Origin of the sequence: Pseudomonas sp. BF-R-19, assembly GCF_019956445.1 — a bacterium.
GTDB classification, from domain to species: Bacteria; Pseudomonadota; Gammaproteobacteria; order Pseudomonadales; family Pseudomonadaceae; genus Aquipseudomonas; species Aquipseudomonas fluorescens_BH.
The window spans coordinates 31,291-45,270 of record NZ_JAHBDN010000052.1 but is presented as its reverse complement, the minus strand read 5'-3'; the positions used below and the strand labels follow the sequence as shown (position 1 = coordinate 45,270).

General features: G+C 60.3%; 10 protein-coding genes, 1 tRNA gene and 2 pseudogenes. 1 reads left to right on the top strand and 12 read right to left on the bottom strand.

Features of this window, described 5'->3' with window-relative positions; genetic code table 11:
- Positions 1–110 precede the first annotated feature (110 nt).
- Positions 111–881 carry a trans-aconitate 2-methyltransferase gene (tam, locus tag KGB28_RS14490; RefSeq protein ID WP_223446045.1) on the top strand — a complete coding sequence of 257 codons (771 nt, stop codon included), beginning with the start codon at positions 111–113 and terminating at the stop codon, positions 879–881.
- 372 nt (positions 882–1,253) lie between these two features.
- Here tam and KGB28_RS14485 read toward each other — a convergent pair.
- The 12 genes and pseudogenes from KGB28_RS14485 to KGB28_RS14430 form a co-directional block, all read right to left on the bottom strand.
- A pseudogene (locus KGB28_RS14485) lies at positions 1,254–1,508 on the bottom strand (type II toxin-antitoxin system HicB family antitoxin); the annotation flags it as partial.
- 77 nt (positions 1,509–1,585) lie between these two features.
- Positions 1,586–1,855 carry a hypothetical protein gene (locus KGB28_RS14480; protein ID WP_007997797.1) on the bottom strand — a complete coding sequence of 90 codons (270 nt, stop codon included), beginning with the start codon at positions 1,853–1,855 and terminating at the stop codon, positions 1,586–1,588.
- Positions 1,856–2,319: 464 nt separating this feature from the next.
- Positions 2,320–3,864, bottom strand: coding sequence for a Fic family protein (locus KGB28_RS14475; protein WP_223446043.1), 1,545 nt, complete (start codon positions 3,862–3,864; stop codon positions 2,320–2,322).
- A 327-nt stretch (positions 3,865–4,191) separates the two neighbouring features.
- Positions 4,192–4,265, bottom strand: a tRNA-Gly gene (locus tag KGB28_RS14470).
- 181 nt (positions 4,266–4,446) lie between these two features.
- On the bottom strand, positions 4,447–5,331 hold the full coding sequence (locus KGB28_RS14465) for an alpha/beta fold hydrolase (protein ID WP_223446041.1): 885 nt from the start codon (positions 5,329–5,331) through the stop codon (positions 4,447–4,449).
- A 313-nt stretch (positions 5,332–5,644) separates the two neighbouring features.
- Positions 5,645–6,337, bottom strand: a complete 693-nt coding sequence (locus KGB28_RS14460; RefSeq protein WP_223446040.1) for a pseudouridine synthase — start codon at positions 6,335–6,337, stop codon at positions 5,645–5,647.
- Positions 6,338–6,374: 37 nt separating this feature from the next.
- Positions 6,375–6,590 (bottom strand): cysteine-rich CWC family protein, encoded by a 216-nt coding sequence (locus tag KGB28_RS14455; protein ID WP_150673090.1) that lies wholly within the window; start codon positions 6,588–6,590, stop codon positions 6,375–6,377.
- Positions 6,577–6,771, bottom strand: a pseudogene (locus tag KGB28_RS14450) (diguanylate cyclase domain-containing protein); the annotation flags it as partial. The pseudogene KGB28_RS14450 and the gene KGB28_RS14455, both read right to left, overlap by 14 nt.
- Positions 6,772–6,865: 94 nt before the next feature.
- The gene (atzF, locus tag KGB28_RS14445; RefSeq protein WP_223446038.1) at positions 6,866–8,644 is read right to left on the bottom strand and encodes an allophanate hydrolase; all 1,779 of its coding nucleotides are present in this window, start codon (positions 8,642–8,644) and stop codon (positions 6,866–6,868) included.
- Between the two features lie 25 nt (positions 8,645–8,669).
- Positions 8,670–12,314, bottom strand: a complete 3,645-nt coding sequence (uca, locus tag KGB28_RS14440) for an urea carboxylase (protein WP_223446036.1) — start codon at positions 12,312–12,314, stop codon at positions 8,670–8,672.
- Between the two features lie 283 nt (positions 12,315–12,597).
- Positions 12,598–13,239 carry an urea amidolyase associated protein UAAP2 gene (locus KGB28_RS14435; protein ID WP_223446034.1) on the bottom strand — a complete coding sequence of 214 codons (642 nt, stop codon included), beginning with the start codon at positions 13,237–13,239 and terminating at the stop codon, positions 12,598–12,600.
- An 11-nt stretch (positions 13,240–13,250) separates the two neighbouring features.
- Positions 13,251–13,976, bottom strand: a complete 726-nt coding sequence (locus tag KGB28_RS14430; RefSeq protein ID WP_223446032.1) for an urea amidolyase associated protein UAAP1 — start codon at positions 13,974–13,976, stop codon at positions 13,251–13,253.
- Positions 13,977–13,980 lie beyond the last annotated feature (4 nt).

Sequence of the window (13,980 nt, the reverse complement as noted above, 5' to 3'; positions counted from 1 at the left end):
GTTGTGAATGAAAATTCGACGTGACCGAAAAGGTGATTCTCTGAAACATTTAGCGGTGCTCGCCGCGGTATCGTAGCGGCCCGAGAACAACACACCGACAGGAGAACGCAATGAGTTGGTCCGCCAAACAATACGTCGCTTTTGAAGATGAACGCACCCGTCCCGCCCGTGACCTGCTGGCGGCCATCCCCGCCGGGGACGCGCGTTCGGCCATCGATATCGGTTGCGGTCCCGGTAACTCGACCGAGCTGCTGGTGGAGCGTTTTGCCAATGCCACGGTGCGTGGGCTGGACAGTTCCAGCGACATGATCGAAGCCGCTCGCAAGCGCTTGCCGCAGGTGCAGTTCGATGTTGCCGACATCGACACCTGGAATGACAGTGGCCCGTTCGATGTGATTTTCGCCAACGCGGTGTTGCAGTGGCTGCCCGATCACGCCACGTTGCTACCGTCGCTGGTGAGCAAACTGGCGCCGGGTGGCAGCCTGGCCGTCCAGATGCCTGACAACCTGAATGAACACTCGCACCGTTTGATGCGTGAAGTCGCCGCTGATGGCCCATGGGTCAGCAAACTGGCAGGTGTCGCTGGGCTACGGACCGAGATGGCCGATGCCAGCGGTTATTACTCGATACTCAAAGCCTGTTGTACCCGCGTCGATGTGTGGCGCACCACTTACCACCATCCGCTGGCGGGTGGCGCGTCTGGCGTGGTGGAGTGGTTCAAGGGCAGTGGCTTGCGGCCGTTTCTCGATCCGCTGGATGAGGCGGAGCGGGCGCAGTATCTGAAGCAATATCAAGCGGCTATCGAGAGGGCCTACCCGGCATTGGCCGATGGCTCGGTGCTGCTGCCGTTTCCGCGACTGTTTATCGTCGCGACCCGCTGACGCGAAAAAGGGACAGTTGATGAGCGTCAACTGTCCTTTTTTTACCGCTTGGAAAAATCACTGTGGCTTGTTCTTTTTTGAGCGCCGGGCACTCAAGTACTCAAAGGCAAACGAGGCAAAGCCGAACAACCCGATCAATGAAATGATCATGATTCCCAACTCTGAATTGTGCATGTTGATCTCGGGGCGAAGGGTAAGCCGGGAGAATAAGTGATCAACTGCCGGGCTCAACGCAGCTCTACGGCTTCTTTACTCGCTTGCGGTGATCTATACGCAAAAGATATGAGCGTCTGGGTGGCAGAGTCACATTCAGCGCTGAACACCGACCCACTGTTTTGAGTCATATCAGGGGCTCCAATCAGTTCACTCGATCACGTCGATTTCCACCAATGCCCACGTACAGCCTGCGTACTTCGGATTTGCTGCATGCAGGGTAACGCTGCTGGCTGAGGGGAAGGGCGCACCGTCTTCGACGAGCATCTCGAAATGCCCCTCAATGGCTTGTTGAACCATGGCTATTGCATCTTCCAGATCTTCACCGGCGCTAAAACAACCTGGCACATCCGGGACTTCCACGCCCCACGCATGTTCGTCGTCGCCCATGGAAATCGCAATCGGGTAAAACATGTTCATGGTCCTCCGTGAACACAGCGGGTGGGGTTATGAATCCCAAAGGGCGCCCCCGAAAGGCGCCGGGTGGACTGTCAGGATGGTTCAGCATCCATGCGTCGAGCGATTACATCCAGCACATCGCAACCGTCGCGCAACGGCACGCAGCAGAGCAATGCGAAGTCACTGAGTACAACTGAGTCAGAGGTCAGGTCGCCGCGCATCGCGAGGTTTTCAAGAAGCTGCGTCACGGCGCGAATTCTGTAGCTGGCGGTGCTGAGCAAGGAGTGCAGGGGTTGGGTGGTGTTGACGTAGAGGGAGGGGAGGTCGTCGGCGTTGCTGGTTAAAGCCATGAATTCTTTCATGAGTGATTTCCTTGAATCGAGGTGATCTACCACTCAGTGTCGCCAAACAATGGGTGGCAGCTGTACGCGGGTTGGCGAACCGGGACAAGGCAAACCGGTAGACCCTGGGGTCTCCCACGCACAGCCGCCAAAAAAAAGGCAGGTGAGTGCGTTCAGAAACGCTCCGAGATAGCTCGGAGGTTTCTGTGCTTTGCCATCGAGTCGCCAAACCCGATACGCCATTTGGGCGCGGTCGGACTATAGGTCTCATGACAAAGGCACAGCAATGCGCAAGTCTACGGACATTTCCCAGTGTCGTGTAGGACGTTGCTTTTTCTGGCGTTGAAATCCGTTGAACCTATAAAAGTGGGCCCTTAACACTCGCGTTGGCAGGCGCATCACCAGATCCCGCGCACAAAAAAACCGGTCACCCGGACCGGCTTTCTCCTGAGCTGCAGATGTACGCTATCCAGTTCTACCGGAGATCACTCTTCACCGGCCCCCATCAATCGATCCTCAAACGCCGAACGCACTGCATCCACAACACGTTGCGCCATGCGCTCATCTTCAAGTATTGGGTACCCTTTTTTCAGCTTACCGGAGACCTTCCAACCGTTTTCCTTGATCGAGCGGATGATGCGATTGGCATCCTGATCCGGCATTTCGATCACTTCTTTGAGTTGTTCCTGCGCTCGCTGAAAGATCACCAGTACTCTGGCCTCATCTGCCATCTCCGTACGAATCGTATGTTCGACAACGCGTGCGGTGTAGAGAACGTGCTCGGTCAGGTCTGGGTACCGCCAGGCAAAGCTTGCGTCTACGTATTCATCGAAGTTGAAATTGCTAAGCGTTCCGTCCTCGTAGGTCACGAGTTCGCCAAACCGATAGTCTGCCGCGTAACGGCGCATGAACGGTCTTGAGAATACTTCAAGCGTACGATCGTAGCCGGCCCTGAAATCGATAGAACTGGTGATCGTGGCTGACACGGGCAGTATCACTCCGTCGGGCACTGCCTTATCCCGGATCAAGGTGTCATTGATCAGGAAGCGATGAATCCGGCCGTTGCCGTCACGCATTGGATGGATGTACACGAAGCCGAATGCAAGCACCGCGGCGCGTGCCACTGACTCGGCACCACGCGTTGCGACCTCGAACTCGTTGAGGCCTTCCAGGAGGGGGGCAAGATCTTCAAAGTGCGGGGCAATGTAATGCACGATGTCTTCGCGCATTGTGGCTTGTCCCACGAAGACAGGGGAGCGTCGCAAGCCTAGTCCGATGGCATCGTGGCCCAGAATGCCGGCTTGCAGGGACCGAAGGGTGTCGTTGCTCAATGGGGCATCTATATGGCCGCAGTGCTGGGCAATGACATGCGCAAACCGCTGGATGCGATCGGCCTGGTCGGCTTCCTTTTCGATGAGAAAGCTCGCGCGCGATTCCTTGAACGTCAGCCAACTGGCCGTTCGCATCAGGATGTCGGGACCAAAGGCTTGATCCAACTCATCCAATGCCGCACGCAGATCGAATTGCAAGGCCTCCCGCACTGGCTCGGTACGACGAACCAAGGGACAGAAGTCGGGTGTCCCCGGCAGATTGTTATTGATTCGCCAGCGCCGCGTTCGCAACGACTCGCGACGAGTCAGGTAGTTTTGTGGTGAAAGTACATCAACATAGGCGCCATTGGTCACATCAGGCACCTCCAGACGTTCCCCTGTCAGCCATTCGTAGAGGAATCCTGTGCGACGGGCATACTGGCCAAAAGGCTCCCGTTGACACCAGTCTTCAACAGGCTGCGGGCCTATGGCCGCAAACAGGCGAGCAAAGAACTCGAGATGAATCTCTTCGTATTTGAGACCGAACTCGAAATGCCCTGCGAAATCGTCTGCAGGGCGGTAGCGTGGCGGATACCTGTTCTCCACGTTTCCGGAGCTTTCACGGCTGACACGTACGGTGCCAATCATCGACTGTACGCGCAGAGGCTGCGCCAATGTGATGTTGTAACGGTTCGCGAGGGCCTGGAAACCGACTTGCATTGACGAAATCCTTTACGGGGATAAGAAAAACGCTAATAGAACTTCAATATTATGGCGAAACGATAATTTCGTGGATGGAAAAATATTAATGCTGGATGAAATTTGATACTGAATTCGTATTTTTGGAGAAAAACGTTAATAGTTTTCAGAGTAGTCGCTACAGCCGCGAAAGAAAGTACTCACCGATCACCGGAAAGTGACCGACCAAGCTATCCACAAATCCGACGCCATCAAATTACGCCCACAAAAAAACCGGCCATCAAGGCCGGTTTTTTCTGTCTCTGTATCCCCCGTCAAAAACACCCTGACGTGAGATCAAAATTCGATTGGAGCGGGTGAAGGGAATCGAACCCTCGTTATCAGCTTGGGAAGCTGGAGTAATGCCATTATACGACACCCGCTCAGAGCGCTGACTTTGTACCAGATACGGCCGCGGATTTGAAGTTTTTCTTTACGTGGAGCGGGTTTAACGCAGATGTGACAAAAAAGCCCGGAGCGCATGACGGTCGATCGCGGGCAAGCCTCGCGCCTGCAGAATGCGTTTAACGCAGCAGGGCGGGGCTTGCTCGCGATGACGCTACTTCAGCCTGCCAATGCATGGTGTTCCTGGACGTTGTGGTAACGCGGTCGGCTTTCGTGTTGCGCTGGTTTCAGGAAGCCCATCAGTGCGTTGCGGCTGTCTCGGCAGGCGGCTTTGTGCTCCATGTCGAGAAAGTGGCCGGTGGCCTGAATGGTACTGAACGTGCTGTGTTGCACGTGGCCGGCGAACAACCGGGCGTCGTCGGCGGCGGTGTATTCGTCCCATTCGCCGTTGAGGAACAGCACCGGCACGTCGATTTTCTTCGCCGCGTGCAGGTAGCACTGGCGATCGCTGTGCAGCACGTCGTTGATGTGGAAGTGCATCTGCCCGTACTCATGTTCGGCCAAGGAGCTGACGTGGCGATAGTTGAAGCGCTTGAACAACGACGGCAGGTGTTTGCCGATGGTGTCGTTCACCAGGTGCCCGACCCGGTCGCGGTCCAGGTTGCCGAGGTGTTCGACGCCGCGCTCGAGGTAGTCGAGCATGTGCGCGTTGATCACCGGGGAGAACGAACTGATCACGGCTTTTTCGATGCGCCGTGGCCGTTGCGACAACGCCATCATGGTCGCGGCACCGCCCCAGGAAAACGACAAAACGTGCTCGGCGGCGAAGTGGTCGATCAGCTCAAGAAGGATCTGCCCTTCGATTTCCTTGGTGAGCATTTTTTCATGCAGGTTGTGGGCTTTTGACCGGCCCGCGTAGGGCTGGTCGTAGCAGACGACGTTGAACTGCGGATGGAGGTTTTTCACGGTTTGTGCAAACGACGCAGTCGTGGCCATCGAGCCGTTGACCATAATAATGGTCTTCTCTGCGGCGTCTGCGCGATAGAACTCCGTGTAAACCCGATACTGACCCTGTATATCCAGCACAGCGATTTCTGGCCTCATGTCATAAGACTCCTGGCAAGCGGGTATGCGCGCAATAGAGATTGCACGAGCTTTGTGACAGGTAGGCATACGCCTGGAATTTGAGAGGCCCATGTCGATCCATTGCAGTCCGGTCGACGGGTATTGTTATTGGCGGGCAGTCTGCCGGATGAGGCCGGAACCCAAGGGTTCCTACCGGCAAAAAGTTTCTTAGAAGTATGTGGTGACTCATCGGTCACATTTCGGCCGACGTCCTGATTCAAGCAGGGGTCACGTCATCGCGCAAGTGCCATTGGTAAATTGTTCGACAACTTTCTGCTCGACGGTAGCCTGCTTAGATCAATCCGATCTCTGCATCGCTCAGTGGGCGGTATTCGCCCGGTCTCAACGCGTTGTCGAGCACCAGCGGTCCCATGCGTTCGCGGTGCAGGCGCATCACCTTGTTGTTGAAGTGACCGAACATGCGCTTGACCTGGTGATAACGGCCTTCGACGATGCTCAGGCGTGCGCATTTTGGCCCGAGCAGCTCTAGCCCGGCCGGTTGCGTGGTGAGGTCTTCGAAGGCGAAGTACAGCCCCTGGCTGAACGTGATCGCGTATTCGGGGCCGATGTCCTGCTCGGTTTCGACGTAATAGACCTTGGGCAGTTTGGTCTGCGGTTGGGTCAGGCGTCGCGACCAGCTGCCGTCGTTGGTGATCAGCATCAGGCCGGTGGTGTTGAAGTCCAGGCGTCCGGCGATGTGCAATTCGTCCTTGTCCGGTTCATGGATCAAATCGAGCACGGTCGGGTGCTGCGGATCCCGGGTGGCGCTGACGTATCCGGCGGGCTTGTGCAACATGAAGTGGCGCAGGGGTTTGCCGACTTGCAGCACGTCGTTGTCGACTTCGACGCGGCTGAATTCGCGGACTTCGCTGTGCGGGTCGCTGACGGTTTTTCCGTCAACCCTGACGCGTTTTTCCACCAGCAACAGGCGCACCTGCTTACGGTTGAAGCACGGCAGGTTGCTGAGGAAACGGTCGACACGCATGACTTAAGGATCGGTAAAGAAAGGGGCGCGCATCTTACTAGATCGATTCGGGCGCTGCTTGCAACTGCGCCTCGACTTCGGCGCAGCGCGGGCACAGGCACGAGGCGTCGCGCAGCTCCGCCGGCAGCGCCTGGAGCACGGCTGGGTCGATGCTGACGCCGTAGCACCAGCAGGCGCGGTCAGCGGTTCGCGGATCGGCCAGGGTGCAGTCGTTGGGGGCGCCGCAGGCGGGGCAGAGGTCAGGCTGGTTCATGGACGGAGTGAGACTTCTCTACGCAGGTTCGGTTGCGGCCACTTTGTTTGGCCCGATACATTGCATGATCCGCCCGCGACAGCAGGCTGTGCAAGGTGTCATCGGGCTGCAGGGTGGTGAGGTCGATGCTCACGGTCAGTTGCAAGGCTTCGTGCAGGCGCTTGTGGGAGCGAGCTTGCTCCGGGCGGCGATCCGACGATTGCGGTGTGTCAGTCACATCAATCGTGAATGTGCTGACGCCATCGCGAGCAAGCTCGCTCCCACAGGGGATGTGTTTATCGCAGGGTTTTCAGGTACATCCGCCAGCCGCCAAAGTGGCTGATGTTCACCGCACCCTCCAGTCCGTAGGCCTCACAGATAAACCCACTCTCCCAGCGACCATCCGCCAATTGTACCTTGCCCAATCCCAGCGGCGCCGGAATCCCGGTCAGGAACGAACCCAACTCGCTGCTTGGCAACTCCCAGACTTCCACCGCAATCGCCACGCCGCCATCCTTCACGCGGACCATGCCCGGACGGAATGGCGGGCCGTCGGCCAGGGCATAGAGTTGATAATCCGGCGAGCTGAATGTCGATTCCAGCAACCGGGCGCCGCGCTGCTTGAGCTGCCAGTTCAACGCCAACCCGTCCAGATGCGCACCACAGACCACCAGTCGCGCCCGATCATGGCGTGCAAACGTCGCCGGTGCAGGCGCGGCCAGGCCCTGCTGACGCTGCAGGGCATCCGCCACGCTCAACAGATACTGATCGGTAAAGGCGCGGCCAAACAGCGTCACGCCCCACGGCATGCCGTTGTCCATGAACGCGCTGGGCACGGCGACGGCGGCATAGTCGAGCAGGTTCATGAAATTGGTGTAGTAGCCCAGTTCCGAATTGCGCAGCACCGGTTCGGCCTCGAGCTCCGCCAGCGTCACCGGGCGGCCGATGGTCGGCGTGACGACGCAATCCAGGCCTTCCAGCGCTGTGTCGCACAGGGCTTTGAGCGCTTGCAGCCGATAGTAGGCGCGGAAGGTTTGTACGCCGTCGACGGCGGGCGCCTTGGCCAACACGGCGCGAATCACCGGCAACACGGCCTCCGGGTTTTGCGCCATCAACTCCCCGGCCACGCTGTAACGTTCGGCCACCCACGGACCCTCATAGAGCAAGCGTGCGGCCTCCAGAAACGGCGACAGGTCCAGTTCCACCGCTTCGCCGCCCAGGGCCTTGAGGCGGTCGATGGCATCACCGAACAACAGCGGGCCTTCAGGGCAACCGAAGAATTGCAGGTCTTGTGCACGGGGTACACCGAAACGGAAGGGGCGTGGTGTACCGAACGCCGAGCCGTCGTTCCACAGTGGATTGCTGCGGCTGTATTCGTCCCGTGGGTCGAGGCGTGCGGTGAGCGCGAGCAACTGACTGGCCTCCCGCGCCGTGGCGGTGAAGGTGGTGACGCAATCGAGCGTACGGCAGGCCGGTACGACGCCGGCCGTCGAAATCAGGCCCTTGGTGGCTTTCAGGCCGACCAGATTATTCAACGCCGCCGGTACACGCCCGGAGCCGGCGGTGTCGGTGCCCAGCGCAAAACTCGCGACCCCGAGCGCCACCGCCAGCGACGAACCGGCGCTGGATCCGCCCGACGGATACTCCGACAACACGCTGTTGGGGCATGCGCCGTACGGTGAGCGGCTACCGTTGAGTCCCGTGGCGAACTGGTCGAGGTTGGTCTTGCCCAGGGGAATCGCACCGAGGGCCAGCAGTTGTTCGACGATTGTCGCCGACCGCTCCGGCACGTAGGCAAATGCCGGGCACGCCGCCGTGGTCGGAATGCCCGCCAGGTCGATGTTGTCCTTGATCGCAAACGGCACGCCGTACAGCGGCAGGCTGTCGAGGTCGCGACCGTCGAGGGTGGCGAGGTAGGGCTCCAGTTCATCAACACTGAGCAAGTGGATGAACAGGTGATAGTCCGGGTTCAGCGCCGCGGCTTTGTCCCGCAGTTGCAGCAGCAATTGCCGTGGCGTGGTGCGGCCGTCGCGATAAGCGCCGCGCAGGGCGTCGAGTTGCAGATTGATGTTCATGGCATGAGTCCTTTTCAAAATGGGTTCAGTCGAGTTCCAGCACCACGACGCGCTGCCCGGCGCGCACCGCCGAACCCGGTTGCACGCGAATCTCGCGCACCACGCCGGCCATTGGCGCGAGCAGGGGGATTTCCATCTTCATCGACTCCAGGATCACCAGCACATCACCGGCCGCGACACGGCTACCGGTCTCTACCTGGACCTGCCAGAGGTTGCCGGCGATGTGGCTGTCGACGCTTTGTTGACCGCTGGTCAGCGGTGCATCGTCGGTCGCCACCAGGGCCAGCTCTTCACTGTCGAAATGCGCCTGGCCGCTGGCGATCCAGCGTTCGCGTTCGGCATTGAACGCGCCTTTTTGCTGATCGCGAAACGCGCCGATGGTCTCGGCTTCCCGGGCCAGGAACGCCTGGTAATCCGCCAGGTTCAACTGACTGTGCTCGATGTTCAGGTCGAAGCGCCCGAGGGGGAAATCCCGGCGGATGCGCAGCAGTTCATCGGCGCTGACCGGGTAGAAACGGATCTGGTCGAAAAACCGCAGCAACCAGGGTTTGCCATCGAACGCGGCGACTTCGCGGTAGCGGTTCCACATCTGCAACGTGCGCCCGACAAACTGATAGCCGCCGGGGCCTTCCATGCCGTAGACGCACATGTAGGCGCCACCGATGCCCACCGAGTTTTCCGCGGTCCAGGTGCGCGCCGGGTTGTACTTGGTGGTCACCAGGCGATGGCGCGGGTCGAGCGGGGTGGCGACCGGTGCGCCGAGGTAGACGTCGCCCAGGCCCATCACCAGGTAACTGGCGTCGAACACCGTGCGCTGCACTTCATCGAGGTTCGGCAGGTCGTTGATGCGACGGATGAACTCCAGGTTGCTCGGGCACCATGGCGCGTCCTTGCGCACCGTGGTCATGTATTTCTCGATGGCCAACTGGCACGCCGGGTCGTCCCAGGAAAGCGGCAGATGCACGATGCGCGAGGGCACTTGCAGGTCCTTGGCGGCGCACACGGCGTCCCATTCACCGGCAACGATGCCGAGCAGGTCGGACAGTGGCAGTTGTTCGGGCTGATAGTGGATTTGCAGGGAGCGGATACCCGGCGTCAGGTCGATCACGCCGTGCAGGTCTTTGCTTTCCAGCGCCTGCATCAGGGCGTGGGCGCGGAAGCGCAGGACCAGATCGAGTTCCGGGGCGCCGATTTCCAGCAGCAGGTGGGTGTCGCCGGAAAGACGCGCCACCAGCCGTGTGTCGTCCTGCCCAATGTCCAATACAACAGGCGACACCATCCCCTGTGGGAGCGGGCTTGCTCGCGAAAGCGGTGCTTCAGACGCATCAATGTTGACTGACACGCCCTCTTCGCGAGCAAGCCCGCTCCCACATTGATCCCATTTCAAGGCCAGGGTGCGGGCGGTCTTGAGGTCGACGGGGGAGAACTGCACCCTATCCCCAGCCTTGAGCTGTCCCAGCTGCCAAAGGTCCGCCTCGATCACCGTCACCGGGCACACGAACCCGCCAAGGCTCGGGCCATCCGGGCCGAGGATGACTGGCATGTCACCGGTAAAATCCACCGCGCCGATCGCATACGGATTGTCGTGGATGTTCGACGGATGCAAACCGGCTTCACCACCGTCGGCACGCACCCACTCAGGCTTCGGTCCGATCAGGCGAACGCCGGTGCGGCTGGAGTTGAAATGCACTTCCCACTGCGTGGCGAAGAAGGTGTCGATGTAGTTTTGCGTGAAGTATTCAGGGGCGCCGTGGGGGCCGTAGATCACCCGAATCTGCCGAATCGCTGGCAACTCGGTGACCTGCTCTTCAGCCAGTTGCTGACCGGCACGGCGGTCATTCAGGGCTGGCAGGTGCAACACATCACCGGCTCGCAACGCGCGGCCACCGTGGCCACCAAACTGGCCGAGGGTGAAGGTGCTTTTGCTGCCCAGATAATCCGGTACTTGCAGGCCGCCACGCAGGCACAGATAGCTGCGCGCACCTGCGCCGGCAATGGTGCCGAGGCTCAAGGTGGATCCTGCGGCAACCAACAGCGCAGTGTTCATCGGCACGGCTTCACCGTTGAGCAGCAATGGAATCACCGCGCCAGTCACCGCCACCACCACCTCGTAATTGAAGCGCAGCAATGGCCCGCTCATGGTGATTTCCAGCGCCGCCGCGCCTTCGTCATTGCCCAGCAAACGGTTCCCCAGACGCAGCGCCCGACTGTCCATCGGCCCCGATGGCGGCACGCCAACCGCCCAGTAACCGAGACGGCCGGGATAATCCTGAACGCTGGTCTGGGTACCGGCGCTGAGTACCTCGAAGGTGTTGGCTTGATAGACCAGTCCTTCCAGGCAACGGGTCCACGGCTGGCCGCTGGCGAAAGGCGCATCGAGCAGAATCTGTCGCAGGTAATCGCGGTTGGTTTCCACGCCGTAGAGCAGGCTGGCCCCCAGCGCATGATCCAGATCCGCAGCGGCCTCCTCGCGAGTCGGCGCCCAGCTGATGACCTTGGCGATCATCGGGTCGAAGTAAGGCGGGATCTCGCAGCCAGCCTCGACCCAGGTGTCGATACGCAGTTCAATGCCATTGGCCGCCGGGAAATCCACGGCAGTGAGCAACCCCGGGCTCGGCTGAAAATCGCGGCCCGGATCTTCCGCATACAGCCGCGCCTGGATCGCATGACCCACCGGTTGCAAACCCTGCATCAGTTCGCTCAGGGGCGGCAGATCACCGGCCGCCAGTTGCACCATCCAGCGCACCAGATCGACACCCCACACCTGTTCGGTGACACCGTGTTCCACCTGCAAACGGGTGTTCACTTCCAGGAAATAGAAGCGCTGGGCCTCGCTGTCGAACACAAACTCCACGGTGCCGGCGCTGCGGTAATTCACCGCTTTGGCCAGTTTGATTGCCGCCGCGCACAACTCATCGGCCATGCCGGCGGGCAGGTTCGGTGCCGGGGTTTCTTCGAGGACTTTCTGGTTGCGTCGTTGCACCGAGCAATCACGCACGCCGAGGGCGATCACTTCGCCGCGACCGTCGCCGAACACTTGCACTTCCAGGTGCCGGGCGCGCTGGATGTACTTCTCGATGAATACCCCGGCGTCGTTGAAATTGTTCTGGCCCAGGCGCTTGACCGCTTCGAAGGATTCGCTCAACTCGGCCGCGCTGCGACACACGCGCATGCCGATGCCGCCACCGCCGGCGGTGCTCTTGAGCATCACCGGGTAGCTGACCTGTTCACCGGCCAGCAGCGCTGCATCGAGGCTGTCGAGTAGTTCGGTGCCTTCGAGCATCGGCACGCCGTGTTGTCTGGCCAGGGCGCGGGCGGTGTGCTTGAGGCCGAACACCCGCAGTTGTTCGGGCGTCGGGCCGATGAATGCAATGTTGACGGCCTCGCAGGCTTCGGCGAACGCGGCGTTTTCCGAAAGAAAGCCGTAGCCGGGATGGATCGCGGTGGCGCCGCTGGACTTGGCGATGGCGAGGATCTTGTCCACCGCCAGGTAAGTTCCAGCCGCTGCACCCTCACCGAGGCTGTGGGCCTCATCGGCTTGCAGGATGTGCAGGCTGGCGGCATCGGCTTCGGAGTACACGGTAACGCCCTGCACTTGCAGTTCACGCAGGGTCCGCAGGATGCGGCAGGCAATGGCGCCACGGTTGGCAATCAGGACTTTTTCGAACATGGCATAACCCCTGATGGGGATGCGGGCCGTCCCGCAGTTTTTCGAAAGGCATCGGGGTCGTCCCCGGTGGCAGAATCAGATTTCTTCAAATCACCGCCGAACCCCTGTGGGAGCGGGCTTGCTCGCGAAGGGGGCGTGTCAGTCGACTTCGATGTGTCTGATACACCGCTTTCGCGAGCAAGCCCGCTCCCACATGGGGATTTGTGGTGTTTTTACTGTTTCAGGCACTGCCCGGAACGGGCCTGGCACAAGGCAAACAACCAACGGCGCAACCGCGAAAGTTTCAGTTCCATACCAGCAGCTCCGCAGGGGTGGGGTTGTAGGCGTTGCACGGGTTGTTCAGCTGCGGGCAGTTGGAGATCAGCACGATCACGTCCATCTCGGCCCGCAGGTCGACGTACTTGCCCGGTGCCGAGATGCCGTCTTCGAAGGTCAGGCCGCCGTCTGCGGTGACCGGTACGTTCATGAAGAAGTTGATGTTCGGCCCGATGTCGCCCTTGCCCAGGCGGCCATCGTGAGCACAGGCGCGCAAGTAGTTGTCGCGGCAGCTGTGCATGTAGCGTTTTTCCAGGGCGTAGCGCACGGTGTTGCTCTCTTGCGCACAGGCGCCGCCGAGGGTGTCGTGACGCCCGCAAGTGTCGGCGACGATGCTCAGCATCGGCTTGCCGAGGTTGGAATAGAGCACACTGCCAGTGCTCAGGTACACGCTGTTTTGCCGACGCAGGGTGCGCTGCACGTCGTAGCGCTCCCTGGGATTGGCAACGCTGTAGAACAAAGTGTCGACGGCCTGATTGCCTTCAAGGTCGAGGATGCGCAGGGTCTGTCCGGCCTTGACCTCCATCAGCCAAGGCTCGCCGGCGGGGATGGTGGCGCGATAGATCGCGGTGTCTGGCTGCTTGTGAACGGTAGCGATAGCGAGTGACATGGCAGCGATCCTCAGGCAAACAGACGGTCGGTGTTGATGAAGCCGCGCTCGTTTTCCGGGCGCGAGGTGCGGCAGTGTTCGGCGATGCTGGCGTCGGCGTTCATCCAGCTGAGTTTCAGCGGTTTCGGTGCATATTCCGGCGACGGGTCCATCGGGTGCTGCAGGGCGGTGAGCACCACCAGGGTGTCCATCGGCGCGTACAACTCGATGTAGTCGCCAGCCTTGGAATTGCCCTCGACGAAATGGAAGCGCCCGGCGTCATCGACGTTCACGCGGCTGAACAGGTTGAGGGTCATCAGCAGGTCGGACAGGCCCAGCCCCCACTTGCCCAGTTCCACCAACAGGTTGTCGGTACCGTTGCGGAAAAAGCCGTTGCGCAGTTCCTGATAGCGGCCCGCGCCGTACTTTTGCGCCACTTCTTCAGCGCAGAGCACGCCGCCGAGGCTGTCGCTCCAGCCGCAGGTGTCGGCGCTGATGGCGGCCAGCACGCGGCCCATGTCCGAGTACAGGCAGTGGCCGGCGGTGAGCCTGGCGGTGTGTTGGCATTTGAGGCTGTCGGGCAGATTCAGCCGTTCGGTTTTTTCATTGGCGTTGAGCAACGTCAGGCTGACGTTGGCGCCGCCACGCAGGTCGGTCAGGCGCAGCAATTGGCCGCGTTTGAGCACGAAGGAACGATGGCCGCCACCGGGGAGCATTTCCTCGGCGAAGGGCGGGAACAGTCGGGTCGAATCAGTCATGGGC